Below are 26,735 nucleotides of genomic sequence, written 5' to 3' on the forward strand. Positions count from 1 at the left end.
GCCTCAGCCGTGCGCGTGCATGCGGAACTCGTAGCGTTCCGGCGTCGGCCACCGGCGCGCGGCGCGTTCCCGCAGCGCGTCGTCCACCTCGACGTGCTCGATCGCGGCCAGCCTTGCCACCCGGTAGTCGTCCCACAGCCCATCGAGCGAGGTCTCGCCTTCCTTGAGGTCGGCGATCTCGATGCCCTCGTCCAGCAGCCTGCCGCATCGCTCGAGGCCGCCGGCGGCGAGGGCCGCCTCGGCCTCCGCAAATCGCACACGGCCGTCCGCGCGCTGAGTCGCATCCAGCGACTCGACGAGGCGGAGCGCGTCGTCCGGCCGTCCCGCGTCAAGCAGCTGCCGGAGCGACTCGAGGGCCAGCGGGAGCAGGCCGGGAAGGAGCACCCGCGCTTGGGCGTACGCGGCCGCCGCTCGATCGTCGTCGTTCGCCCGAAGAGCGGCCACGGCCAGGTTGCGCCGTGCCCACCCGTTGTCGCGCTCGGCGACTGATGCCCGCCACGCATCGGCAGCGGCATCCCACCTGCCCTGCGCCGCGGCAAGCACTCCCTCATGCAGCCGGGCGGCCCAGCCGGACTGCGCCGCCACGATGGGCACCCAAGCGGGGTCCGCCTGATAGGAGGCGGGAGCGTCCTGCGGATCCGATTCCGTTTCGGTCCCGCGCAGCGCGTTCAGCCACCAGGACTGCTCAGGTCCGAGGTCGCTCGCGAGGAACGGCGTCTGCGGCGTCGACAGCGCCGGCTCCCCGGCAGCGCTGCGGCGGGCGTCCTCCAGGGCACCCCATCCGGATGCCCGCTGCAGCACGTCCACGACCTCGTCGTCGCTGTCGTTCCTCGCCTCCTCGCGCGCGAGCACGACCGGCGCGCCCGTGCGGGCAACGGCCTCCTCCGCCTCGGCGACGGCGTCGCTCCATGCGCCGTGCGCACGCGACGCGTCCGCCTCGGCGAGACCGTAGGCCTCCGTCCACCGCCACGCCTCCCCGGCGGGGAGCGGAACGTGCTCGAGCTGGGTGCGTGCGATGCCTGCCTGGATCTCCAGGTAGGGATGTTCGCCGTCGGTGAGCCAGCGCTGCCAGTGCGTGCTTCCCGCCGCCGTGCCCCAGAGGAAGAGCTTGCGGCCGCGCAGCCGGCTCGTCGACCCTTGGAACAGCCCGGATCCGTGCTCGTCGAGCGCGGCGATCCAGGGCATCGGCCTGCGGTTCAGCTCGAAGAAGTAATCGGCGGCATCGCGCGACGCCGTCGTGTAGCTGCGGTCGACGCCGTCGCGCCCGGCGTCGGGGAACGGGACCCGGGAGAGGATCCCTTCGTAGCCGAAGTGATACGCGGAGTCGGCGGGCGTCACCACCCGCACGTCCTCGCGCTCCGGAACGGCGATGTTCGACCACCAGTACACCGGCACCTCCGTGGTGCGGGGGTTCCTGATGGTCACCGACACGATCAGCACGGGAGCGTCGGGGGCGAGGGAGGCGTCGATGCGCACGACGAGGCCGCGCATCCGCTCGTATTCGTAGAGGCGGAGCGACTCCGATCCGTCTGCACGCCGCACGCGCGCGGCGTGCAGCGGCGAGCACGTGAGCGGCCAGTGCCCCGTCGTGCCGAGGTTCCATTCCACGCCGCCGGCGAACCAGGCATTGCGCAGCGCGAGGTTGGCGGGCCGGAACACGGGATTGCTGTGCAGCAGCTCGCGACCGGTGCGCTTGTCGACGAGAGACCAGAGCCGCCCTCCGAGGCCGAGCAGGAACTCGGCCCGCATCAGGTCGTTCTCGAGCACCGCCGTCGTGTGCGATGCCGGGTGCAGTTCGCGCGAGTAGCCGTCCTGCAGCAGGTAGGGCAGCACCGTCTTGACCTTGCCGTAGCCGAGGCCGAACCGCATGTCGTCGTCGAGGTCGTCGGTCGCGGCATCCTCGTGCACGTCGGCGGCACCGAGGAGGGGCGGAAGCGGGTTCACGGGCCCGAGCGAAGCGGACGGCATGACGCGGTGGCCCAGCGTGACGGTGGCGGGCGAGGCGGCGGGAAGGTCGGCGTTCATCGTGGCCCATGCTCGCAGACCGAGCGGGGCGGGCGGCTCTCGCACACGATCCTTGCGCGAACGCGCACGGATCTGCGCGTTCTGCGCGCTATGCGTTTCCATCGAGTAACGATCGAGTGCAGACTGAGCACCGCGCGGAGGGCTGTGCTCTCCACGTGTGTTAGGACATAAGGACCCGTGAAAGCGCGCCGTTCTCTGTGCGCGCTGACAGAACCATCCTCGGATGGGAAGCAGAGAGGCTCCACACCGTATGAAATCGGCATCTTCCCGTCGCGCGCGCGTCCTGCTGGGCGCATCGGCGCTCGCGGTCTCGGCACTGGCACTCGCCGGATGCTCCGGCAGCTCGGGCGGCTCCGGCGGCTCGGGCGGCGGGTCGCTCACGATCGGCACCACCGACAAGATCACGAGTATCGACCCGGCGGGCTCCTACGACAACGGGTCGTTCGCCGTGATGAACCAGGTGTACCCGTTCCTCATGAACACGCCGTACGGCAGCCCGGACGTGAAGCCGGACATCGCCGCTTCGGCATCCTTCACCTCGCCCACCGAGTACACGGTGAAGCTCAAGAAGGACCTCAAGTTCGCGAACGGACACGCTCTCACGTCGTCGGATGTGAAGTTCACGTTCGAGCGCCAGCTCAAGATCAACGACCCGAACGGTCCGGCGTCGCTGCTGGGCAACCTGAAGGACGTCTCCACGCCCGACAAGCTGACCGCGGTGTTCCACCTCAAGGTGCCGAACGACCAGACGTTCGCGCAGGTGCTCTCCAGCCCGGCGGGCCCGATCGTCGACGAGCAGGTGTTCTCGGCCGACAAGGTCACGCCCGACGCGACGATTGTCAAGGGAGACGCGTTCGCCGGCCAGTACACGATCAAGAGTTACAAGGTCAACAACCTCATCCAGTACAAGGCGAACCCCGACTACAAGGGCCTCCTCGGCGCCGCGAAGACCGGGACGATCAACGTCAAGTACTACTCGAGCGCTCCGAACATGAAGCTCGACATCCAGCAGGGCAACATCGACGTGGCGTTCCGTTCGCTGTCCGCGACGGACATCGCGAGCCTGCGCTCCGACAAGAAGGTCAAGGTCGTCGACGGCCCCGGCGGCGAGATCCGCTACATCGTGTTCAACTTCAACACGATGCCGTACGGAGCGACCACGCCGGATGCCGACGCCAAGAAGGCACTCGCCGTGCGTCAGGCCGCCGCGGATCTGATCGACCGCAAGGCGATCGCGAGCCAGGTGTACAAGAACACGTACACGCCGCTGTACTCCTACGTGGCCCAGGGCCTGACGGGAGCCACGGAGTCGCTCAAGCCGCTGTACGGCGACGGCAACGGCGGCCCGTCGCTCGACAAGGCCAAGCAGGTGCTGTCGGCAGCCGGCGTCACGACGCCGATCAACCTGAGCCTGCAGTACACGCCTGACCACTACGGACCGTCCTCCGCCGACGAGTACGCCCTGATCAAGGACCAGCTCGAGACCGGCGGCCTGTTCAAGGTGAACCTCGCCTCCACCGAGTACGTGCAGTACTCGAAGGACCGCGTCGCCGACGTGTACCCGGCGTACCAGCTCGGCTGGTTCCCTGACTACTCGGATGCCGACAACTACCTCACGCCGTTCTTCTCCAAGGACAACTTCCTGTCGAACCACTACGACAACCCCGAGGTGCAGAAGCTCATCACCGAGCAGGTGGGAACCACGGACAAGAGCGCGCGCACCAAGCTGATCCAGGAGATCCAGGACAAGGTGGCAGGCGACCTGTCCACGCTGCCGTATCTGCAGGGCTCGCAGGTGGCAGTCGTCGGTTCCGACGTCAAGGGCACGACGCTCGACGCCTCGTTCAAGTTCCGTTACGCGCCGCTGCAGAAGTAGCGTCGAAGAGCACAGACCAGGGTGGTCCGGCCTGAAGCGACCGGACCACCCCGTTCTGCTCAGCACCTAGCACTGCACGACGAGGAAGTTATGACAGCCCTGCTCGACGCGCCCGACCCGTTGTCCCAGACGGCGGCGCCGGCATCAGCTCCTGGCACGCGCCGCCCCGGCGGCGGCCTGCTCCGCTACATCATCATCAGATTCCTGCTCATCATCCCGACGGTCTTCATCCTGGTGACCGTCGTGTTCTTCTTGATGCGCAGCACGGGCGACCCCATCACGGCGGCGCAGGGAGGCAGGCTTCCACCGGACGAACTCGCAAGGCGCGTGCACGAGGCCGGATACGACCAGCCGCTGATCGTGCAGTACTTCCAGTACCTCGGGCAGGTGTTCACCGGCAACTTCGGCACCACGTTCAGCGACCACCAGGCTGTCACCACGGTGCTGGTCACCTACGGCGCCGCGACGCTCGAGCTCGCGTTCTACGCCCTCATCGTCGCGTTCATCGTGGGCGTTCCGCTCGGCATGCTCGCCGCGTACTTCAGGGACAAGGGCTGGGATGCCGCACTGCGCATCTTCGCGATCCTCTGCTACGCGACCCCGGTGTTCTTCGCCGGCCTGCTCCTCAAGCTGATCTTCTCGGTGTGGCTGGGATGGCTGCCCGTCTCGGGACGAGCGACGACGGGGGACGAGCTGACGATGCAGTCGCTCGACCACCCGACCGGCATCTACCTCATCGACGCGTTCCAGACCGGTGATCCCGCCGTCGTGGGCGACGTGCTCGCGCACGCCGTGCTGCCCGGCATCGCGCTCGGATTCCTCACGGCAGGCGTGTTCCTGAGGCTCGTGCGCACGAACGTGATCAGCACGCTGTCGACGGACTACGTCGCATCCGGCCGGTCACGAGGCGTCAGCGAGTTCCGGCTCGTGCGGAAGCACGCGTACCGGCCCGCGCTCATCCCCATCATCACCGTGATGGGCCTGCAGATCGCGCTGCTCCTCGGCGGCGCCGTGCTCACCGAGACGACGTTCGAGTGGAAGGGCCTCGGCTTCCAGCTGGCGCAGTACCTGCAGGCGCGCGACTACGTGGCGGTGCAGGGCATCGTGGCCATGCTCGCCGTCATCGTCGCCATCACGAACTTCGTGGTCGACGTCATAGCGGCTCTCATCGACCCGAGGGTGAGGTACTGAGATGGTGACCACCACCGCATCCGTGCCTGTCGCCCGGGCTCCCAAGCGCAGCATCTGGTCGCGCCTGCCCGTCGTGCACCAGCTGCGCCAGTCCGTCGGCGTGCAGCGCGCCATGCTCGTGACCGGACTCGTGATCACGGCGCTGTTCGTGATCGTCGCGATCTTCGCGCCGCTCATCGCACCGTACGGATTCGCGCAGCTGCACGGCGCGGACGGCAAGGACTTCGGATCGCAGCAGCCGCCGAGCCCCGCTCACATCTGGGGAACGACGGTCGGGGGATACGACGTGTTCTCCCGGGTGATCTGGGGAGCGCAGACCGCCGCGAGCGTCATCATCGTCGCCGTGGTGCTATCGATCTTCATCGGCGTGCTGCTCGGCCTGGTCTCCGGTTACATCGGGGGCTGGATCGACCGAGTGCTCCTCGTGGTGTGCGACGCCATCTACGCATTCCCGACCCTGCTGTTGGCGATCGTGATGTCCATCGTCATCTCCGGCGGGCAGTCCAGCCTGTGGGGCGGCATCTTCGCCGCGGCCATCTCGATCACCGTCGTCTACATTCCGCAGTACTTCAGGGTCATCCGGGCAGAAGCGGTGCGCATCAAGGCGGAGGCGTACGTGGAGTCGGCGAAGGTGGTGGGTGCCAGCACGGGCCGCATCATGTTCAAGCACGTGTTCCGCAACTCCACGCGCACGCTTCCGCTCATCTTCACGCTGAACGCGTCGGAGGCCATCCTCACGCTCGCCGGGCTCGGCTTCCTCGGCTTCGGAATCGAGCCGTCGTCCGCAGCCGAATGGGGCTACGACCTCAACAAGGCGATCGCCGACGTGACGAGCGGCATCTGGTGGACCGGCCTCTACCCGGGTCTCGCCATCGTGCTCGTCGTGCTCGGCATCACCCTCGTCGGCGAGAGCCTCAACGACCTCGCCGACCCGCGACTGCGTGGACGGCGTGCCGTCGCCGCAGCATCGGGGGAGACGGCGGACATCACCGTGGTGCCAGGAGGTCCCAACGAGGCGCCGGGCGGCCTGGAGGGCCTGGAACCCGGCGCAGGCATCGAGCACGAGGGAATCGAGGTGCGCGAGTGAACGCGAACGAAGGGCAGCGGTCGTCGCAGGCATCCGGATCGGGCGATGCCGTGCGCATCGACGACCTGACGGTGTCGTTCGCCACCGACGCCGGCGCGGTGAAGGCGGTCGACGGCGTCAGCCTGCACGTGGCGCCTGGCGAGGTGCTCGCGATCGTTGGCGAGTCGGGAAGCGGCAAGACCGTGACGGCTCGCACGATCCTCGGCCTGCTGCCCGAGACTGCGACGTCGTCGGGTGCCGTCGTCGTCAGCACCGACAAGGGCGACGTGGATGTCGTCACGCTGACCAACCGGCAGATGCGCGAGGTGCGCGGACCCGCGGTCTCGATGGTGTTCCAGGAGCCGTCGACGGCGCTGAACCCGGTGTACAAGGTGGGCTGGCAGATCGCCGAGGGGCTGCGCGCCCACGGAAAGCTGTCGAAGAAGGAGGGCAGGGCGCAGGCCATCGACATCCTGCGCAGGGTCGGCATCCCCGATCCCGAGACGCGGGTCGACTACTACCCGCACCAGTTCTCCGGCGGTCAGAAGCAGCGCATCGTGATCGCCATGGCGCTCGTGCTCGGGCCGCGGCTCATCGTGGCCGACGAGCCCACCACGGCGCTCGACGTGACGGTGCAGGCCGAGATCCTCGACCTGCTGCGCAGATGCCGCGTCGAGTTCGGCTCCGCCATCGTGCTCATCACGCACAACATGGGCGTCGTCGCCGACCTCGCCGACCGCGTGGCCGTCATGTACAACGGCACGCTCGTCGAGGAGGCGGACGTCTCCACGCTCTTCGCCGACCCGAAGCAGGAGTACACGAAGAAGCTGCTGGCCGCCGTGCCCCGCATCGGCGAGGGCACCGTGCAGGCCAGGGAGCGACTCGCCGATCGCCCGAAGGGCTGGGCGGAGTCCGAGCCGGTCGTCGCGGCCTCCGGTCTGCGCATCCAGTACCCGGGACGCATCGGGCAGAAGGGCTTCGTCGCCGTCGACGGGGTGAGCTTCGCGATCCGGCCGGGCGAGGTGCTCGGCCTCGTGGGCGAGTCGGGCTCAGGCAAGACCACGATCGGGCGCGCCATCGCGGGCCTCACGAAGGTCACGGGCGGATCGCTGCAGGTTCTCGGGTACGAGATGAACGGCGTCTCCGAGCGCAGGTTCCGTGACGTGCGCGACCGCATCGGCTTCGTGTTCCAGGACCCTGCGTCGAGCTTCAATCCGCTGCTCACCATCGCGCAGTGCGTGGCGGAGCCCTACATCGTGCACGGCCAGGCCTCCAACGCGGCGGATGCCCGCGACCGCGTCGACGAACTGCTCGAGGCCGTGCAGCTGCCGCGTGCGTACGGCGACAGGTACCCGCACGAGCTCTCCGGCGGCCAGCGCCAGAGGGCCAGCCTCGCGAGGGCGATCGCGCTCAAGCCGCCGCTCCTCATCGCGGACGAGCCGACGAGCGCGCTCGACGTGTCCGTGCAGCAGAAGGTGCTCGAGGTCTTCGCCGACCTGCAGCGGGAATTCGGCTTCGCCTGCCTTTTCATCAGCCACGACCTCGCCGTCGTGGACATCGTCGCCGACCGCATCGCCGTGATGCACCACGGCCGGCTGGTGGAGGAGGGCACGGGCGAGCAGGTGCTCTCGGTGCCGGAGGATGCCTACACGCGGCGGCTGCTGGCATCCCTTCCGGTTCCCGACCCGGAACAGCAGGCGAAGCGTCGCGAGGCGCTGCGCGAGCTCGTCGGCGAGGGCTAGGGCGCCTCGGCCTTCCGGGCACGACGCGGTGGTCCGTGTCGTCGTGTGACGCGCTCGTCTGCGCACGGCGACGGCGCCGCCTATCGTCGGAAGGGCATCCGATGGCAGCGCGTCGGCGGATGCCCCGCCGCCACCATCCGTGACCGAGAGGACAGACCGCATGACCGAGCCGCTTCGCGTCGTCGCCGTCTCCGGCAGCCTGCACAACCCGTCGAAGACCGACGTGCTGATCGACGAGATCCTGCGCCAGCTCGGCGACGAGCTGCCCGTCACCTCGCACGTGATCCGCATGACCGACGTGGGGCCGCAGTTCGCCGGCGTGCTGAACCGCAAGCAGCTGCCGCGTTCGGTCGAGGACGAGCTGCGCCGCGTCGAGACGGCCGACCTGCTGGTGGTCGCCTCCCCCGTCTACCGTGCGTCGTTCACCGGGTTGTTCAAGCACTTCTTCGACTTCGTCGACCAGTACGCGCTCGTCGACACGCCCGTGCTGCTGGCGGCGACGGGCGGAAGCGAACGGCACTCGCTCATCGTCGAGCACCAGCTGCGACCCCTGTTCGGGTTCTTCCAGGCGCTCACGCTCCCGGTCGGGGTGTACGCGCACGAGTCCGATTTCGACGGATACGCCATCGACTCGCCGCTGCTGATCGAGCGCATCAAGACCTCCATCCGCCGCGGCCTGCCGCTCATCACGTCGAGCGTGCAGGAGAAGCGTCGCATCCGGCAGTCGCTGGACGAGGGCGAGCAGGTCGAGACGACCGTCGCGCCGCAGGACCCGCAGAAGCCCGTCCGCCTCTTCACGTGAACGACCGTCCCGGGGCGTGAAACGTCCCGGAAACCGCCAGGCCGTAACCTTTTCCCGAGGCGCCGAGACCCGATCGTCACCCGACCACGGCTTCGACTTACGTAGACTCTCGTCAGTCAGTCGTCTCTTCCGGCGATCCCGTGGACGCGAACACAGCACGCGTCGCGCCTCGACGACGAGGAAAGGTATACGCACATGCGAATTCGATATGCGCTCCCGGTGGTCGCCGTCGCCACGGCGCTCCTGCTCACCGGATGCGTCGACAACTCGGGCGGCTCCGGCTCGGGCTCGACCCAGGGCTCCGGCTCGGGTGCGGCCAACCCCTACGGCGTGAAGAAGGACGACGCGCTTGCGAAGACCCTGCCGTCGAAGATCGCCAAGGCGGGGGAGATCTCGGTCGGCATGGACGCCACGTACGCGCCGAACGAGTACAAGGACTCCAGCGGCAAGCCGATCGGATGGGACGTCGACCTCGCCAACGCGGTCGGCGCCAAGTTGGGCGTGAAGATGAACTACACGATCGCCAAGTTCGACAACATCATCCCGAGCATCACCGGCGGCCGTTACGACATCGGCGTCTCCTCGTTCACCGACACGACGGAGCGCGAGAAGCAGGTCGACTTCGTCAATTACTACAACGCCGGCATCCTCTGGGCGTCGCAGAAGGGCAAGACGGTCGACCCGGACAACGCGTGCGGGCTCAAGGTCGCCGTCGAGGCGGGCACGTACGAGGACACCGACGAGGTTCCCGCGAAGTCGAAGGCGTGCACGGATGCCGGCAAGCCCGCCATCCAGGTGCTCAAGTTCGACGGCCAGGACCAGGCGACCAACGCGCTCGTCCTCGGTCAGGTGGATGCGATGAGCGCCGACTCGCCCATCACGGAGTACGCCATCAGCAAGCAGTCCGGCAAGATCCAGCCGGCGGGCAAGACCTTCGACATCGCGCCGTACGGCATCGCCGTCGACAAGGGCGCGCCGCTGACGAAGGTGATCCAGAAGACGCTGCAGTCGCTCGTCGACGACGGCACCTACACGACGATCCTCAAGAAGTGGGGCGTCGAGGACGGCGCTGTGACGACGGTGGACGTCAACGCGGCATCCAAGCAGTAGGGGCTCCATGAGCGACTCGCATCGCACCGGCGAGGCGGGCGGCACCGCGCCCGCCTCGTCCGGCGTCCCGACGGCATCTGTAGCTGCAGAACGACCGGAGGCGATCAAGGCCGTCAAGCTGCGGCATCCGTGGCGCGTGGTGATCGCCGTGGTGCTCGTGGTGCTGCTGGTGCTCTTCGTGCTCGACGCGGCCCAGCGCAAGGCCTTCGGGTGGGCGGATGTCGGCAAGTACCTCTTCGACATCCGGATCAGCCAGGCGGCGCTCGTCACGCTCGAGCTGACGGTCTACTCGATGATCATCGGCATCATCCTCGGACTGATCCTTGCCGTGATGCGGCTGTCCCCGAACCCCGTGCTCAAGGCCGTCGCCTGGCTGTACCTGTGGATCTTCCGCGGCACACCGGTGTACGTGCAGCTGGTGTTCTGGGGACTCATCACGCTCATCTACAACTCGATCGTCATCGGCATCCCGTTCGTGCACACGTGGGCGACCATCCCGATCACGTGGGTGCCGCCGCTGTTCTTCATCTCGGTCGTCGGGCTCTCGCTGAACGAGGCGGCATACATGGCGGAGATCGTGCGAGCCGGCCTGCTCTCCGTCGACCCCGGCCAGGAAGAGGCGGCGAAGGCGCTCGGAATGTCGTGGTGGCAGACCATGCGACGCATCGTCATCCCGCAGTCGATGCGCGTGATCATCCCGCCGACGGGCAACGAGGTGATCTCGATGCTGAAGACCACGACGCTGGTCGCCGCCGTTCCGTTCACGCTCGACCTGTTCGGCCGTTCGCGCGACATCTCGGCCGAGACGTTCACGCCCATCCCGCTCTTGATCGTGGCATCGATCTGGTACCTCTTCTTCACGTCGATCCTCATGGTCGGCCAGTACTTCCTGGAGAAGCGGTTCTCCCGCGGCACGGGCGGTGCGAGGCCCGCGATCGGCGTGGCGGACGGCGGCGTGAACGCGTCCGGCGCGGTGGCGGGCGTCGGCATCGACATCGGAGGAAAGGGATGAGCGACGCGAGCGCGCGCACGGGCACGGCCGCCGCAGCGGCCGGGGGGCAGTCATCCGTTCCCATGGTGGATGCGGTCGCCGTCTCGAAGAGCTTCGGCAGCAACGAGGTGCTGAAGTCCATCACCCTCAGCGTGCAGCGCGGCGAGGTGATGTGCGTGATCGGGCCGAGCGGCTCGGGCAAGTCGACGTTCCTGCGCTGCATCAACCACCTCGAGCGCATCGACGCAGGACGCCTGTACGTCGACGGCGAGCTCGTGGGCTACCGGCAGAAGGGCGGCAAGCTCTACGAGCTGAAGCCGGGCGAGGCCGCGCTGCAGCGGCGGGACATCGGCATGGTGTTCCAGCACTTCAACCTGTTCCCGCACATGACGGCGCTCGAGAACGTGGTCGAGGCGCCCGTGCGGGTGAAGGGCGTGCGCAAGCAGGATGCCGTCGCCTACGGACGGGAGCTGCTCGCCCGTGTCGGCCTCTCCGCGCACAACAACCACTACCCGGCGCAGCTCTCGGGCGGGCAGAAGCAGCGTGTCGCGATCGCGCGAGCGCTCGCCATGGAGCCGAAGCTGATGCTCTTCGACGAGCCGACGAGCGCGCTCGACCCCGAGCTCGTCGGCGAGGTGCTCGACGTGATGCGTGAGCTGGCCGAGAGCGGCATGACCATGGTCGTGGTGACGCACGAGATGGGGTTCGCGCGCGAGGTCGGCGACTCGATCGTGTTCATGGACGGCGGCGTCATCGTCGAGGCGGGAGACCCGCGACAGGTGCTGTCGAACCCGCAGCACGAGCGCACGAAGGCGTTCCTCTCAAAGGTCCTCTGAAAACCGACGCTGCGCAGAACGCCCGGGCGACAATACTCTGGACGATATATCGCGATATCTGTCGTGGTGGGTGGTCCGGTGTACCGAGGAGGTCATGATGGGCAGTTCGAACACGAGGAGCGGCTTCTCGTCGCACGGTTTCGGTGCCGGCCGCGGGGCGGCCGAGCACGCCGGGCAGCATCTGATGGATGCCGTCGACCAGCTGCTGTCCATGCTGGGGCAGCGCGATGCGCCGAGAGCGGATCGCGTCGACGTTCGCGCGGCGATCCTGCGCCTTCTCGCCGAGAAGCCCATGCACGGCTACCAGATCATCGCCGAGATCGAGAAGCGCAGCGGCGGAGCGTGGAAACCGAGCGCGGGATCCGTGTATCCGACGTTGCAGCTCCTGGTCGACGAAGGCATCATCGACCAGCAGGTCGAGGATGGGCGCAAGACCTACTCGCTCACCGCAGCCGGCCAGGCCGAGGCGGATGTGTCCTCGAATCGGTCCGCCCCGTGGGAGACGCCAGGACGGTTCGACCCGCTGGGCGTCGGCCCGCTGCCGAGGGCGGGCGTCGATCTCGCCCACGCCGCTGCCCAGGTGAGGCGAACGGGCACGCCCGAGCAGGTCGAGCAGGCGGTCGCGGTGCTCGACGAGGCGCGCCGCAAGCTCTACTCGATCCTCGCCCAGGACTGACGGGATGGCGCCGGCCCTCGAGCATCCGTCGAAGTCCGACGACTCAGCCGAGCGCTCGCGTTACCGCCGCATCCTGCGGTTCGCGCTGCGCACGCTGCTCCAGGTCTGGTGGTTCGAGGTCGTGCTGCCGCGCATCGGGCTCGAGCGGCTGGCCGAGCGGCGCCGAACCGAACGCCTGATCAGGGTCGCCCAGCGGTTCAGGATGCTGGCCGTCGAGCTGGGCGGGCTGATGATCAAAGTCGGTCAGTTCTTGTCGTCGCGGCTCGACGTGCTTCCGCCCGAGATCACGTCGGAACTGGCCGGCCTGCAGGACGAGGTGCCTGCCGCACCGTTCTCCTCGATCCTGCCGCTCGCCGAAGCCGAGCTCGGAGTTCCGCTGGCGCGCGCCTACTCGTCGTTCGACCCGTCGCCTGTGGCCGCCGCGTCTCTCGGCCAGGCCCACCGGGCGACCCTGGTGGAACAGGATGCCGCAGCCCTCGGATTCGAGCGGGTCGTCGTGAAGGTGCAGCGGCCCGGCATCCGGGCCATCGTCGACGTCGACCTCGCCGCCCTGCGCCGCGTCGCAGGCTGGCTCAGTCACCTGCGAGTGGTGTCCGACCACGTGGACCCGCGCGCGCTGGTCGCCGAGTTCGCCGCGACCAGCATCGAGGAGATCGACTACCTGCACGAGGCGGCGGGCGCCGAGCGGTTCGCGGAGATGTTCGCGGACGATGCGCGGGTGTCCGTGCCGGAGATCGTGTGGGAGCGCACCACGAGGCGCGTGCTCACGCTCTCGGACGTCACGGCCATCAAGATCAACGATGTCGACGCCCTGCGGGCTGCTGGCATCGATCCGCACGAGGTCGCCACGGTGTTCGCCGAGGTGATGTTCGAGCAGCTCTTCGGCCACGGCTACTTCCATGCCGACCCGCATCCCGGCAATCTCTTCGTGACGCCCGTCGAGGGCCCGGTCGACGACGGCTCACCGGCATGGCGGCTGACGTTCGTCGACTTCGGCATGATGGGCGAGGTCACGGATGAGCTGCGCGACGGGCTCCGCAAGCTGCTGATCGCGGTCGCCGCACGCGATGGGCGCGGCCTGATCGAGGGCATCCAGAACGTCGGCATCCTGCTGCCGACGGCCGACACCGCCGAACTCGAGCGTGCCATGACACGCCTCTTCGACCGGTTCGGCGGCATGGGGTTCGCGCAGCTGCGCAAGGTGGATCAGCGCGAGTTCCGCGACTTCGGCCGCGAGTTCGGCGCGGTGGTGCGCTCGCTGCCGTTCCAGCTGCCGGAGAACTTCCTGCTCGTCATCCGATCGATGTCGCTCACCTCGGGCGTGTGCAGCGCCCTCGACCCGGAGTTCAATATCTGGGAGGCGATCGAGCCCTACGCGAGCGACCTGCTGCGCAAGGAGAGCGGCAACGTCGTGATCGCGGCGGCACGCGAGGCGCTGTCGGCCGCGGGCGTCGTGCTTCGCCTGCCTGGGCGCATCGATCAGCTCATCACGCGCATCGACGCCGGCATGGTGACGGTGGCGACTCCCGCCATCGACCGACGGCTCGGCCGCATCGAGCGGCTGGCCCGACGCGCTGTCGGGTCCGTGCTGTTCGCCGGATTCCTGATCGGCGGCATCCTGCTGATCCCCACGGCGACGCCGCTCGGCATAGTGCTGACGTGCGTGTCAGCCCTTCCGCTGCTCTATGTGCTGTTCACGGGCACGCCGCGACCGCCGGGGCGGTGACCGCTTCCACGGCCCCGCCCCGGTTTCAGATCAGGGTCAGGCTCAGGCTCAGGCCTTGGCGACCTCGACCTGGACCACGGCCCAGGACAGCGCGGGAAGCGTCGCGCGGAGCGTGCCGCCGTCCGCGGCGACGTCGGTCAGCTGGCGGAGGCCGACCCGGTCCTGGTGCTGCTCGTCGTTCGTGGTGAAGCGGTCCGCGTTCTCCGGAACGGTGAGCACCTCGGCGCTCAGCACACGGGCGTTCTCGAAGCCACGCAGCGAGACGGCCACCTCTGCCGACTCGTCCAGCCCGCGGTTGGCGAGGAATAGCGCGATGCGGCCGCTCTCCTCGTCCCAGGTGGCGCTGGCATCCACGACGTCGGCATCGCCGTACTTCGCGGTGTCGAAGCGGTCGCTCCTCGTGGCGAGGCGCAGGATCTCACCCTTGGCGAGCGCCGACATCCTGGCGAACGGCCAGAAGATCGACTGACGCCACGCCGGGCCGCCCTCTTCGCTGCGGATCGGCGCGATCACGTTGACCAGCTGCGCCTGGTTGGCGATCGCGACGCGATCACCGTGGCGCAGCAGCGAGTTGAGGAGGGTGCCGACGACGACGGCATCCGTCACGTTGTACTCGTCTTCGATGATGCGGGGATGCTCGTGCCAGCCACCTTTGGCCTCGATCGTCCTGAGCTGGTCGTCGCCCTCGCGCGTCGTCTGGTACCAGACGTTCCACTCGTCGAACGAGAGGTCGATGAACTTGGAGTGCCTGCCCTTTGCGCGCACCGCGTCGGCCGTGGCGATGACGCCTTCGATGAAGAGGTCCATGTCGACGCCGGATGCCAGGAAGCTCGCGACGTCGCCGTCCTTCTCCTCGTAGTACGCATGCATCGACACGTAGTCGACGACGTCGTACGTGTGGCCGAGCACGGTCTGCTCCCACTCGCCGAACGTCGGCATGCGGCGGTTGGAGCTGCCGCTGACCACGAGCTCGATGGAGGGGTCGACGAGGCGCATGGCCTTGCCGGCCTCCTGCGCGATACGCCCGTACTCGTCAGCGGTCTTGTGGCCGATCTGCCACGGCCCGTCCATCTCGTTGCCGAGGCACCACAGCTTGATGTCGAACGGCTCGGCCGCGCCGTTCTTCTTGCGCAGGTCGCTGAGGTACGTGCCGCCCGGGTGGTTGGCGTATTCGACGAGCTGGCGCGCGGCGTCGACGCCGCGGGTGCCGAGGTTCACGGCCTCCATGATCTCGACGTTCGCCTTCTTGGCCCATCCCGCGAACTCGTGCAGGCCGAACGCGTTCGTCTCCACGGTGTGCCATGCGCCGTCGAGGCGTCGCGGCCGGGACTCGACGGGGCCCACGCCGTCTTCCCAGTTGTAGCCCGAGACGAAGTTGCCGCCCGGGTACCGCACCACGCTCACGCCCATCTCCTTCGTGAGCTCGAGCACGTCGGTGCGGTAGCCGTTCTCGTCCGCCTCGGGGTGTCCCGGCTCGTAGATGCCGGTGTAGACGCAGCGGCCCATGTGCTCGACGAACGAGCCGAAGATCCGTCGGGGGACGGGGCCGACCGTGAAATCGCGGTCGACGGTGATGGTGGCGCGGGACATGGAACTCCTTTGTCGATTGCGGGTCGGTGTGAATCGTCAGGCGTGTCGTGCCGATTCGAAAACCGCCTCGTGCCGATTCGAAAACCAGCGACCACATTACATCGTTGAAGTGACGAAGCGAAGCTGCAGAACGTCGACGTGCCGCGAACGAGGGCCAGAATGCGGCCGTGACCGGGACAGCGACGCGATCCGAAGGGGAAGTCGGCGCGCAAGGGGCGCCTTCCGGCGGCGCGCAGCCGGTGCGGCGCGCGAAAACAGGGCTTGCGCTGCGCGAATCGGGTGCTACCTTTACCACGTTGAAATGAGCGTTCGCGCTCCGATCCGGTTGTCGACGAAGACGAGGGGGCCCCATGCGACGCGTCCTCGCCGGTCCCGACCGCCAGAGGCAACGGCCCTCTGCGATCGCACCGTCGTCGCCATCCGCCTTCCCCCGCCGTGGGTCGTGAACGGATGCCGACGGCATCCGCTCGCGCGCTCACCACACCACTGCCGCGTCGGCGGCATCACGACAAGGAGGTCGTCAACGAGATGGCGATGAGCAACAGGTCGCTCAGCAGGCGCGGGTTCCTCGCAGCCGGCTTGGGCGCGGCAGCGGTTCCGCTTCTCGCGGGATGCTCGAGCAACACCGGCAAGACGTTCGCCGCCGGGCTGTTCGGCACGGGTCTTCCCGCTTCGACCCTCATCTACTGGAACCTCTTCGGCGGCGGAGACGGCACCAGGATGCAGGCCATGGAGGCCGGCTATCGCAAGCAGTACGGCGGAGACTCGCTGCAGGCCACGACCTTCGCCTGGGGCAACCCGTACTACACGAAGGTCACGCTGGCGACCGTCGGGAACAAGCCGCCGGACGTCGCCGTCTCCCACCTGACGCGTGCGAAACCGCTGTGGGACGGCGGACTGCTGGAGCCGATCACCGACGACGACCTGTCCTCCGTCGGCCTCAGCCCTTCGGACTTCAGCAAGCGTCCGTGGAACGAGCAGCGCACCGACGGAAACAACATCGCGGTGCCGCTCGACACGCATCCGCTCGTCATGTTCTACAACGAGGACGTCTGCCGCAAGGCGGGGCTTCTCGACCCCAACGGGAGCATGAAGAAGCTCAACGACCTGGCGACGTTCGAGTCCGCGCTCGCGGCGATCAGCAAGGTCACGAAGGGCCCGGCGATGACCATCGCCAACGTCGCGGGGGAGACGGCGACCCCGTGGCGAGTGTTCTGGACGTTCTACAACCAGCACTCATCGGCGACACCGTTCCTCTCCGATAACGGTTCGAAGCTCACCGTGAACGAGGATGTCTACAACGACGTGACGAGCCGCCTCCAGTCCTGGGTGAAGAAGGGCTGGGTCAACAGTGGGCTCGACTACGCGACGGCGGGGTCGTACATGTACACCGGCAAGGCCGGGCTGTACCTCGAGGGCGAGTGGGAGATCACGACGGCGCAGTCCGTGAAGGGACTGAAGTTCGGCATCGTCCCGGTGCCGACGCTCTACGACAGGGCGGCGACCCAGGCGGACTCGCACACGTTCGTGCTGCCGAAGAAGGACCGCACGCCCGAGGAGCGCAAGCAGGCGATGCTCTTCATCAAGTCGATGCTCGACCAGAGCCTCACGTGGGCGAAGGGCGGGCACATCCCGGCGTTCCAGAAGGTGGCGCAGAGCGCGGCATACAAGGCTCTGAAGCCGCAGTCCGACTACGCGTCCGTCGCCTCGAGCGCGGTGTACGACGACGCGGCATGGTACGGCGGCTCCGGGTCGACGTTCGAGAACATCGTCGGCGCCCAGCTCGGCCTCGTGCAGCAGCTCTCGCAGTCGCCGCAGGAGGCGCTGCAGTCCATCAAATCCCAGCTGCAGGTGTACCTGAACACTCCCAGCCCGCTCTAGATCCCACTTTCTCTTCTCGGAGGTACCACCGTCGTGACCACCGCAACCGCCGCCCGACCTCGGCCTCGTGCCGATCGGAGTTCGGGCCTGACCTACCGTTCACCCATGCAGCGCAAGGACGGCCGCAGCGCATGGCTGTTCCTCGCTCCGTTCGGCATCTTCTACCTGGCGTTCCTGCTTGGGCCCACCATCTACATGCTCGTGATGAGCTTCTTCAACACCTCGATGGTGCGCACCGGGCTCGGATCGTTCGCGGGCTTCGCGAACTATGTGGAGATGCTCGGCCGGCCGGACTTCTGGAGCTCGCTGCTGCACACGCTGCAGTTCACGCTCTACACGACGCCGCCGCTGGTCATCCTGGCGTTCGTCTTCGCCGTGCTGACGAACCGGTTCAACCGCGGCCAGTGGTTCTTCCGGCTGGCGTTCTTCCTGCCGTTCATCCTGCCATCGGCGACGATCTCGCTGATCTGGGTGTTCGTCTTCACGCCGTCGACGGGGCTGTGGGCTCTGGTCGAGACGTGGTTCGGCGCGACTCCGGGATCCGGTGTGCTGTCCAGCCCGAACACCGCCATGATCGGCGTCGCGGTCGCCACCGTGTGGTGGACGCTGGGATTCAACTTCGTGCTGTACCTCGCCGGCCTGCAGGAGATTCCGCGCGAGCTGTACGAGGCGGCTGCCGTGGACGGCGCGTCCGCGTGGTCGCAGATCCGGTACATCACGATCCCGATGCTCGGCCGCACCACGACGCTGGTCGTGCTGCTGCAGATCATCGCCAGCCTGAAGATCTTCGACCAGGTCTATCTGATGACCAACGGAGGCCCTGGCATCTCCACGCAGGTCTCCCTGCAGCTCATCACCAACACCGCATTCACCGACAACCGGCTGGGTGCCGCGTCAGCGGCGAGCGTTCTGCTCTTCATCGTGATCATCGTGATCGCGATCATCCGCCAGCTCACCGATCGCCCCGCGGCGAAGAAGGAGGCCTGACATGGCGATCTCGACCACGAGCCCACGGCTCAAGTCCTCGATCTCGTCGGCAGCCCCCGCACGGCAGACGGCTGCGTCGCGGGTGAGCGGACGCTCGTTCAACGTCGTCGCCCTCATCGTGCTCATCGTCTTCGCGATCATCTGGCTCATCCCCAGCCTGTTCGCGCTGAAAACGTCGCTCACCTCGAACGGCACGGCGGCCCTGGGAGCTGCGTCGATCCTCAGCAACTGGAACCCGACGCTCGCCTCGTACGCCTCGTACTTCCAGGCCGGCGACATCTGGAACTGGTACATCGCCAGCGCGGTCACGTCGGTGGTCACGGCCGTGCTCACCGTGTTCTTCGCGTCGATGGCCGCGTTCGCACTCTCGCGTCTGCGGTTCCGCGGGTCGAACACGGTTCTGCTGCTGATCATCCTGGGCATCATGATCCCGAGCCAGGTGCTCATCGTGCCGATCTTCCAGGAGCTCAACGCGCTCAGCCTGCTGAACACGTACTGGTCGGTGATCTTCCCGCAGGTGCCCGCCGTGATCGCGGTCTTCATCTTCAAGCAGTTCTTCGACGGGATCCCGCGTGAGCTGGAGGAGGCGGCGCGCATCGACGGCGCGAACACGTGGAAGATCTACTGGTCGGTGATCATGCCGCTGTCCCGTCCGGTGGTCGCCGCGGTGACGATCCTCACGTTCGTCGGCGTGTGGAACAACCTGCTGCTGCCCCTGTTCGTGCTCTCCAACCCCAACCTGATGACCATCCCGGTCGGGCTCGCGACGGTGCAGGGCAGCTTCGGACAGCGGTACGCCGACATCCAGGCCGGAGCGATCCTCGCGGCGCTGCCGTTGATCATCCTGTACCTCATCTTCCAGCGCCGCATCGTGGAAGGCGTCACGGGAAGCGGTCTGAAGGGCTGACCCATGCGATGAGCTCTGTGGGCTGAGCCCGTCGAGGCCAACCGGTACGCCTGTCCCGGTTGGCCTGGGCGGGCTCAGCCCTCAATGCGGAAGGTTTCGACATGCTCAACTCGAGGTGGGCTGTCGGGTTTCGACAGGCTCAACTCGAGGTGGGGCTGCCGCGCTCAGACGGAGCGGGTGCTCTCACGGACCACGATGCTGTGCGCCACGGTCGTGAGCGTCGCCTCGCTGGTCCTGTCGACGATCCTCGCCTCCAGACGGTCGAGCGTGACCTCGGTGAACGCCGGTTTGTCGAACGACACGGTGGTCAGCGGCGGAGACGCGAACTCGCCGTGCGCGATGTCGTCGAAGCCCGCGACCGAGATGCCCTGGGGCACCTGGATGCCGCGCCGCCACAGCGTGCTCAGCACGCCGATCGCGAGCGAGTCTGTGAAGCAGAACACGGCGTCGGGCAGCGGATGCCTGTCGAGGAACGCGTCCATCGCGGCCGCCCCGCCGTGCGGATCCCATTCGTCGCAGCCGATCTCGAGCTCGGGGTCGCGGCGGATGCCGGCATCCGCCAGCGCCCTGCGGTAGCCGGCAGTGCGCAGCCGCGCCGTGAACGCGCTGGTGTGCACGGGGGAGCCCAGCACGGCGATGCGCCGGTGGCCGAGGCCGATGAGCGTCGTCGTCATGTCGTACGCGGCCTGGTCGGGGTCGACGCGGACCTGGTCGAGACGATCCTGCTCCACCTCGCCGATGAGCACGGCGGGCGGCAGATGCGCGGAGTCCTCCCGCAGCGCGAACTCGTCGGAGACGATCGGATTGAGCACGAGGCCGTCCACCATCTGTGCGCGCGCCCGAGAGAGCAGCTGCTCTTCGCGTTCCGGCCGGGCGCCCGTCTCCTCGATCTGCACGCCCCAGCCCCGTTCGTGGGCGGCCTCCACGAAGTGATGCGCCATCTCGGCCGAGTACGGCGTGGCGAGGTCGGGTAGAGCGAGCGCGATGACGCCGGTGCGTCCGTTTCGCAGCCCGCGAGCGCTGAGATTGGGCACGTAGTCCAGCTCGGCCAGCGCTCGCTCCACGCGCTCGCGGGTCTCTGGGCGCACGAACACGACGCCGTTGATCACGTTGGAGACCGTCTTGGGTGACACGCCCGCGCGCGAGGCCACATCCTTCACCGTTGCGCGCATCGCCCACCCTCCACGCAGGGGAGCCTACCCCGCCCTCGGCTGACCGCCGCGAAGGCCGTGGTCCGTCGGTATTCCGTCGCGGTCAGCCGGTGTTCTGCAGGCCCGCCGCGACGCCGTTGACGGCGAGGAGCAGGAGGCGGCGCAGCTCGTCCTGCTGGGTGCCGTCGACGTTCGCGGCATCCGAGTCGGAACGCAGCGCGCGCAGTGCTCTCAGCTGCAGCAGCGAGAGCGCGTCGACGTAGGGGCTGCGCAGTCGCACGGCTCGCCGCAGCACGGGGCGGTCGGCGAGCAGCTCGGATGCTCCGCTCGCCTTGAGCGCCCACTCGCGCGTCAGCGCCATCTCCTCCATCACGAGGTCGGCGAGGTCCTCGCGGTCGCCGAGCGCCAGGTAGCGTCTGGCCAGCCGCTCGTCGGTCTTCGCGAGCGACATCTCGACGTTCTCGATCATGGTGCGGAAGAGGGGCCAGCGGTCGTAGGCATCCCTCAGCAGCTTCTCGTCGCCGACCGCGGCGAGCGCCGAACCGAGTCCGAACCATCCGGTCAGGTTGATGCGCGCCTGCGTCCACGCGAAGACCCAGGGGATGGCACGCAGATCTTCCAGCGACTCCAGCGAGAGGCCGCGCCGCGCGGGGCGCGAGCCGAGCGCGAGCAGCCCGATCTCCTCCTGCGGCGTGACGAGCCCGAACCAGGGCGCGAACCCTTCGGACCGCACCAGCTGGAAGAAGCGCTCGCGGCTGACCCGGTCGAGCTCCTTCGCCAGGTCGGCGAACTGCTCGGCCGCCTCGGCGTTGCGCCGGCCGATCGAGGGAGCGGATGCCATGAGCGTGGCGGCGGCGATCTGCTCGAGGTGGCGGACGGCGATGACGGGGTCGCCGTACTGGGCGAAGATGACCTCGCCCTGCTCGGTCAGCTTGAAGCGGCCGTCGACCGACCCTGGCGGCTGGGCGAGCACGGCCTCGTTGGCCGGCCCGCCGCCGCGGCCGAGAGAGCCGCCGCGACCATGGAACAGCGTCAGCACGATGTCGTTGCGTTGCGCCCACTGTGCGATGCGGTCCTGAGCGTCGTAGAGGGCGAGCGTCGCGGAGACCGGTCCGACATCCTTCGACGAGTCGGAGTACCCGAGCATGACCTCCAGGCGCCGCCCGGTCTGCTCGAGCCGCCGCTGCACCTCAGGCAGTTCGATCATCCGGTCGAGGATGTCGGTGGACGCCTTGAGGTCGTCGAACGTCTCGAACAGCGGGATGACGTCGAGCACCGGCGCGGCCTCCGCCGAGCCCAGCGCGTGCTCGGCCAGCCGATAGACGTTCGCGATGTCGTCGGCCGACTGGGTGAACGAGATGATGTAGCGACGAGCGGCATCCACGCCGTAGCGGCCCTGCAGGTGCGCGATCACGCGGAACACGTCGAGCACCTCGGCGCTCAGCTCGTCGAGGTCTTCGTCGCCTCGGGCTCCGGAGGCGATGGCCTCCAGCGTCTGACGGTGCACCTTGGAGTGCTGACGCACCTCGAGCTCGGCCAGGTGGAAGCCGAACGTCTCGACCTGCCAGATGAGGTGCTGCACCTCGCCGTACGCGTTGCGCAGGTCGCCGGCGTCGGCGAGTGAGCGCTGCACGATGCGCAGGTCGTTCAGCAGAGCTTCCGGGTTCTCGTACGCGAGGTCGGCGTCCCTGCGCCGGGTCGCTGCGATGCGCTCGGCCACCACGAGCAGCACGCGGCGGTGCGGCTCGTTGGGGGAGCGGGTGGCGACATCCGCCGTGAGCTCCTCCGCCATCGCCCGCTGTCTGCGCCACAGCTCCTGGAGCTGCGCGTTGGGCGGCGTGTCTCCTGCGTCGAGCGTGAGCGTTCGGCCGATGCGGTCCGTCGCCCGCTCGAGGCCGAGGAGCACGTGCTCGGAGGCGATGGCCGCTGCCTTGCGGGTGACCTTCGCCGTGACGAACGGGTTGCCGTCGCGGTCCGCGCCGATCCAGCTGCCGAAGCGCACGAATGCGCGCGCCTCGGGAGGGCGCGGCGAGGCATCCGACCCTGCGAGCCGTTCGTCGATCAGGCGGTAGACCAGCGGAAGCACCTGGAAGACCGTCTGGTCGAAGATGTTCATCGCGGTTCGCACCTCGTCGAGCGGCGTCGGCCGGTTCGATCGCAACGGCGCGGTTCGCCACAGAGTGTCGATCTCGGCGAGAAGCTGTCGCTCGTTCTCCGCACGCGCGAGCGCTCCCAGCCGGGGGTCGTCGTGCTCAGCGACCAGCTGGCTGATGCGCCGGATGGCGTATGCGATGGCGCGTCGTCGTGCCTCGGTCGGATGCGCCGTCAGCACGGGACGGAACTCCAGCCCGGCGACGCGCTCGCGCGCCTCGTCGTCGCCGACCTCGGAGCTGAGGGTCGCGAACGCCGCCGCGAACGACTCGGCAGGGCGTCGGTCGTCCGTGCTCCATGGGTCACGCGCCAGCAGCACGCGTACCCGGTGGCGCTCTTCGGCGAGGTTCACGAGGTGGAAGTAGCAGGTGAACGCCCTGGCGACCTGTTCAGCGCGCTCGAGCGTGAAGCCCTCGACGAGCGCCTCGGCGTCCTCGATGGATGCCTCGCCCTTGCGCTCGTACGCATCGATCGTGAGAGAACGTAACTTTTCGACATCCTCGAGCAGATCCTGGCCGCCTGACTCGGCCAGCACGCGACCGAGGAGCTCGCCGAGGAAGCGCACATCGGAGCGCAGAGCCTCCGGCACGTCGCCGCTGCGCACGTGGCGGGCGGCCGCGGACTCGTCGCCCGCGTCGTGGGCGGCGTGATTCGAGGGGGCACCGTTCGTCATCGCCCTCAAGGGTACCGAGCGGCGGGAGCAGCGACGAACCGAGGGCGGGGGATTGAGGATGGGGCGGGGATGTGGATAACGGATAGCGTGTCCGCGTGCCGAGGCTCATACATCTGAACGGCCCCTCCCGTGTCGGGAAGTCGACTCTGGCGCGGCGATATGCCACGGAACATCCGGGCGTTCTCAGCCTCGACGTCGATGTGCTGGTCGGCTTGATCGGCGGGTGGCAGAGCGACTTCGAGTCGGCGTCGGCCATGGCGCGACAGCTCGGGATGACGATGGCCATCGCGCACCTTCGCAACGGACACGACGTGGTGCTGGCGCAGCTGGTCACTAGCTACAACGTGAGCCCGTGGGGAGATGAGCTCGCTGCTCGGGCGGGCGCCGAGTACATCGAGATCGCACTGCTCGCCGATTCGGAAGAGCACCGTCGGCGACTTACCGAGAAGCGGCCCATGCACGCGGTGGATGCCTGGGTGCAGGTTGCATTGACGCATTCGGGCGGTGAACTGATCGAGAAGATCAGGGAGGACCTGGATGCGTATCTTGCTGCCCGCCCCGCGACGATCCGCGTCGACACTGGAGCGCAGACGGTCGAGGAGACGTACGCGGTGATCGTGGGGATTCTCGGCGAAGGGTGAGAAGGAGTCACGGCATTCGGCGTCGACTGCGCTCGACTCGGACATTCTTCGCGAAGTCCGCCGCGTGCGGCTGCCGTACTGCATCGTAGGTGTGCCACGGTCCAGCGTTGCGGGTCAGCGTCTTTCCCTCCACAGGTCATGGTTCCCGTCTGTTCCCTACAGGGTTAATCACCTGGTCAGATCATGAATCCGAATGTCCGTGGCTGCTGCTTGACTGGTCGACATGAACAGCCCGATCGCTCAGCCGGATGCCGCACTGCAGACCGCTGCGATCGGGTCTGCCGCCGAGTCGTCGGAGCGGCCGTCCACGGCTTCACGCCTGGACTCTTCGGTGCCGGGCACTATCGCAGAGAGGTTCGATGCATTGGCCGGCGCGCTAGACGACTTGCTGCGCATGTCCGACGTCCGGAATCTCGACGATGAACTCCTCATGCAGGCAACGCCAGCCGTGGAGGGACTCGGCCGCAAGGTGGATGCGCTGAGGCGCGCGTGCGCCGCAGAGGTGGACGAGCGCTCGCCGAAGGGGCTCGGGGCCGAACGGTTATCGGCACGGAAGGGGTGTCGCACCCCGACCGAGCTGATCGCTCGCCTGACAGGGGTGTCGGAAGCGACGGCATCCCGTCGCATGAACCTCGGAGCCGCGCTGGCGATCCGGGGGTCGTTGAACGGTGAGGCGCTGCAGCCAAGGTTTCCCAGGACCGCGAAGGCCGTGGCGGCCGGAGAGCTCGGTGAGGACGCCGCTCGAGCGATCGTGGCGGCTCTGGGCGGCATCCGCGATCGGTCGAGGCCAGAGGACTGGGCCGTCGCGGAGGAAGAACTCGTCGGGTCTGCCGTTGACGGTTTCACCGCCGATCAGACCAAGGTGCAGGCGAACGTCTGGAAAGTCGCGCTCGATCTCGACGGTGTGGAGCCGGAGGCCGAGGATGCCATGCGACGTCGTTGCCTCGTTCGACTCGGCACTCGGGACGGCCTCGTCAGATATCGAATGGACCTGATGCCGGAGATCTCCGGCAAGCTCGAGCAGGCCATCGCCGCCGTCGTATCGCCGAAGTCGGCGCCGGTCTTCCTGAGCGATGCCGACCCGCTCGCGCAGGGGGATCGCGACGAACGCACGTCAGGGCAGAAGCGTCACGACGCGTTCGCCTCCCTCGTCGACGCGGCTGCTCGTTCGGCCGACGTCGCGTCGATGGGCGGTGCAGCTCCCACTGTGCTCGTCACCGTGGACGAGCGTGATCTCGTCGCAGGGCGCGGCGCCGGCTGGATCGACGGTGTTGACGAGCCGATCCCCATGGCAGCGATCACTCAATTCGCCTGCGCGGGTGGCATGCAGAAGCTGATTCTCGGCCGCGAGGGTGAGATCGTCTCGCTCTGGTCGCCTGAACGCTGTTTCACGTCGCAGCAGCGCCGCGCGATCGCCGTGCGCGACGGCGGATGCGTGATCCCCGGATGCCGCGTCCCCGCCGGGTGGTGCGAGGTGCATCACGTGTGGGAGCACTCTCGCGGCGGCCCGACGCACACCGACAACGGAGTCACCCTGTGCTGGTATCACCACCGGTCGATCGACACCGGTGGCTGGTCGATCCGCATGCGGAACGGGGTGCCGCACGTGCGAGCACCGGGATGGCTCGACCCAGGTGGTACGTGGAGACCCGTCGGTTCCGCCCGAGCGCGGAAGCGACGGCGCGAGGTGGAGAGAACGTGAATGCTACCCGTTCAGCACCTTCTGTATCCGCTGGAGCGACACCGTCTCGGCGGTGCCGAGCTGCTGCGCGAACAGGCTCACGCGCAGTTCCTCGAGCATCCAGCGGGCGTGCACGAGCGACGGCTTCGCGTGGGGCGGGAGCGGGATGACGCCCCCGGCATCGGTGAAGCGCGCGGTCGCCGTCTGCACCTCCGTCATCCAGACGCGATCGCGGCCGGGATTGTCGGGCAGGCGCTGGATGCGCCAGGTGAGCGCCTGCAGATACCGCGGCAGGTTGCGCAGCTGCGCGAGGCCGGTGCGCGAGACGAATCCCGGGAAGATCAGACCGGCCAGCTGGGTCTTGGCGTCGCTGAGGGCACCGAGGAGCGCCATGGACGAGGTGCCGGAGATGGCCTTGTCCGCGGCGCGCTGCTCGGTGAGGATGCGCGCGACCAGCGAGACCGTGTCGAACAGGGCATCCATGACCTCCGCGGAGACCCGATCGCGGATCGCCTCGAACTCGGCGCGGGTGAACACCAGCCCACCCGGTGTCGCGTCGAACAGCACGGCATCGACTACCGCTGCGAGGCAGTCCTCGAACAGCGCCTTCGTCGAGGCGTACGGACTCGCCGCCAGCGCGAGCTTCTCGGCGCCCGTCAGGTGCTGCTGCACGTAGCCGACGGGAGAGGGGACGCCGTTCAGCAACAGCGCGCGCACGCCGTCGGGCAGCGTGCGCTCCTGCTCGTCCTGCGTTCCGACGACCCGGATCGCGACGCCCTCCTTCTCAGGGGCCAGCGTGGGATAGCCACGGATGACGCTGCGCGGCATCCCGGTGCCGCGTCCGCCCTGCTCGGTGTCGACGAATCTCGGCAGCTCGTCGAAGTCCCACGTCGTCAGTCCCACGCGCTCGAGGGGATCACGCCGACGCACCGACGCCTTCGCCACCGATTCCCGCACCTTCGGGGCGAGGGTGCGCTGCAGCTCGAGGAGGTCCTTGCCCGCCGCCACGACTCGGGAACGCTCGTCGACGAC

At 68.1% G+C, this 26,735-nt stretch carries 20 protein-coding genes; 15 read left to right on the plus strand and 5 right to left on the minus strand.

Going from position 1 to position 26,735, the window contains the following annotated elements:
- Positions 1-3 precede the first annotated feature (3 nt).
- Positions 4-2,127 carry a DUF5107 domain-containing protein gene (locus tag VHB92_RS07700; RefSeq protein ID WP_325453016.1) on the minus strand — a complete coding sequence of 708 codons (2,124 nt, stop codon included), beginning with the start codon at positions 2,125-2,127 and terminating at the stop codon, positions 4-6.
- 148 nt (positions 2,128-2,275) lie between these two features.
- Between VHB92_RS07700 and VHB92_RS07705 the strand changes: the two genes are divergently transcribed.
- From VHB92_RS07705 to VHB92_RS07750, 10 genes are all read left to right on the plus strand, one after another.
- Positions 2,276-3,901, plus strand: coding sequence for an ABC transporter substrate-binding protein (locus VHB92_RS07705; RefSeq protein ID WP_325453017.1), 1,626 nt, complete (start codon positions 2,276-2,278; stop codon positions 3,899-3,901).
- A gap of 90 nt (positions 3,902-3,991) precedes the next feature.
- Positions 3,992-5,092, plus strand: a complete 1,101-nt coding sequence (locus tag VHB92_RS07710; RefSeq protein WP_325453018.1) for an ABC transporter permease — start codon at positions 3,992-3,994, stop codon at positions 5,090-5,092.
- 1 nt (position 5,093) lies between these two features.
- Positions 5,094-6,179 carry an ABC transporter permease gene (locus VHB92_RS07715; RefSeq protein WP_325453019.1) on the plus strand — a complete coding sequence of 362 codons (1,086 nt, stop codon included), beginning with the start codon at positions 5,094-5,096 and terminating at the stop codon, positions 6,177-6,179.
- Complete coding sequence (locus VHB92_RS07720) at positions 6,176-7,900, plus strand: dipeptide ABC transporter ATP-binding protein (RefSeq protein ID WP_414653081.1); 1,725 nt, start codon at positions 6,176-6,178, stop codon at positions 7,898-7,900. The genes VHB92_RS07715 and VHB92_RS07720 overlap by 4 nt, the downstream gene beginning before the upstream one ends.
- Positions 7,901-8,060: 160 nt before the next feature.
- Positions 8,061-8,702: an FMN reductase gene (msuE, locus tag VHB92_RS07725; RefSeq protein WP_325453020.1), complete on the plus strand. Its 642-nt coding sequence runs from the start codon at positions 8,061-8,063 to the stop codon at positions 8,700-8,702.
- 195 nt (positions 8,703-8,897) lie between these two features.
- On the plus strand, positions 8,898-9,812 hold the full coding sequence (locus VHB92_RS07730) for an ABC transporter substrate-binding protein (RefSeq protein ID WP_325453021.1): 915 nt from the start codon (positions 8,898-8,900) through the stop codon (positions 9,810-9,812).
- A 7-nt stretch (positions 9,813-9,819) separates the two neighbouring features.
- Positions 9,820-10,824 (plus strand): amino acid ABC transporter permease, encoded by a 1,005-nt coding sequence (locus VHB92_RS07735; protein WP_325453022.1) that lies wholly within the window; start codon positions 9,820-9,822, stop codon positions 10,822-10,824.
- A gap of 62 nt (positions 10,825-10,886) precedes the next feature.
- On the plus strand, positions 10,887-11,639 hold the full coding sequence (locus tag VHB92_RS07740; RefSeq protein ID WP_325453039.1) for an amino acid ABC transporter ATP-binding protein: 753 nt from the start codon (positions 10,887-10,889) through the stop codon (positions 11,637-11,639).
- 97 nt (positions 11,640-11,736) lie between these two features.
- A complete protein-coding gene (locus tag VHB92_RS07745) occupies positions 11,737-12,315 on the plus strand; it encodes a PadR family transcriptional regulator (RefSeq protein WP_325453023.1) in 579 nt (192 codons plus the stop codon).
- Positions 12,316-12,319: 4 nt separating this feature from the next.
- On the plus strand, positions 12,320-14,041 hold the full coding sequence (locus tag VHB92_RS07750; RefSeq protein ID WP_325453024.1) for an ABC1 kinase family protein: 1,722 nt from the start codon (positions 12,320-12,322) through the stop codon (positions 14,039-14,041).
- Positions 14,042-14,089: 48 nt separating this feature from the next.
- On the opposite strand, the gene VHB92_RS07755 is transcribed toward VHB92_RS07750, so the two are convergent.
- Complete coding sequence (locus VHB92_RS07755; RefSeq protein WP_325453025.1) at positions 14,090-15,631, minus strand: alpha-N-arabinofuranosidase; 1,542 nt, start codon at positions 15,629-15,631, stop codon at positions 14,090-14,092.
- 534 nt (positions 15,632-16,165) lie between these two features.
- On the opposite strand from VHB92_RS07755, the gene VHB92_RS07760 reads away from it, so the two are divergent.
- From VHB92_RS07760 to VHB92_RS07770, 3 genes are all read left to right on the plus strand, one after another.
- Positions 16,166-17,512, plus strand: a complete 1,347-nt coding sequence (locus VHB92_RS07760) for an extracellular solute-binding protein (RefSeq protein WP_325453026.1) — start codon at positions 16,166-16,168, stop codon at positions 17,510-17,512.
- A gap of 105 nt (positions 17,513-17,617) precedes the next feature.
- Positions 17,618-18,499: a sugar ABC transporter permease gene (locus tag VHB92_RS07765; RefSeq protein WP_325453027.1), complete on the plus strand. Its 882-nt coding sequence runs from the start codon at positions 17,618-17,620 to the stop codon at positions 18,497-18,499.
- Between the two features lies 1 nt (position 18,500).
- Entirely contained in the window at positions 18,501-19,406 is a 906-nt protein-coding gene (locus VHB92_RS07770) for a carbohydrate ABC transporter permease (protein ID WP_325453028.1), read from the plus strand.
- Positions 19,407-19,570: 164 nt separating this feature from the next.
- Here VHB92_RS07770 and VHB92_RS07775 read toward each other — a convergent pair whose 3' ends face one another.
- Complete coding sequence (locus tag VHB92_RS07775) at positions 19,571-20,578, minus strand: LacI family DNA-binding transcriptional regulator (RefSeq protein WP_325453029.1); 1,008 nt, start codon at positions 20,576-20,578, stop codon at positions 19,571-19,573.
- Between the two features lie 82 nt (positions 20,579-20,660).
- Positions 20,661-23,381 carry a phosphoenolpyruvate carboxylase gene (locus VHB92_RS07780; RefSeq protein WP_325453030.1) on the minus strand — a complete coding sequence of 907 codons (2,721 nt, stop codon included), beginning with the start codon at positions 23,379-23,381 and terminating at the stop codon, positions 20,661-20,663.
- A gap of 95 nt (positions 23,382-23,476) precedes the next feature.
- Between VHB92_RS07780 and VHB92_RS07785 the strand changes: the two genes are divergently transcribed.
- Both VHB92_RS07785 and VHB92_RS07790 read left to right on the plus strand, forming a co-directional pair.
- Positions 23,477-24,022: an AAA family ATPase gene (locus tag VHB92_RS07785; protein ID WP_325453031.1), complete on the plus strand. Its 546-nt coding sequence runs from the start codon at positions 23,477-23,479 to the stop codon at positions 24,020-24,022.
- A 430-nt stretch (positions 24,023-24,452) separates the two neighbouring features.
- Positions 24,453-25,724 carry an HNH endonuclease signature motif containing protein gene (locus VHB92_RS07790; RefSeq protein WP_325453032.1) on the plus strand — a complete coding sequence of 424 codons (1,272 nt, stop codon included), beginning with the start codon at positions 24,453-24,455 and terminating at the stop codon, positions 25,722-25,724.
- Between the two features lie 3 nt (positions 25,725-25,727).
- Here the strand turns inward: VHB92_RS07790 and VHB92_RS07795 are convergent.
- Positions 25,728-26,735 (minus strand): DUF3418 domain-containing protein (locus VHB92_RS07795; RefSeq protein ID WP_325453033.1); only part of this gene is annotated, 1,008 nt, incomplete at its 5' end.

The sequence above is a fragment of the Humibacter sp. genome (genome assembly GCF_035547335.1).
GTDB lineage: Bacteria > Actinomycetota > Actinomycetes > Actinomycetales > Microbacteriaceae > Humibacter.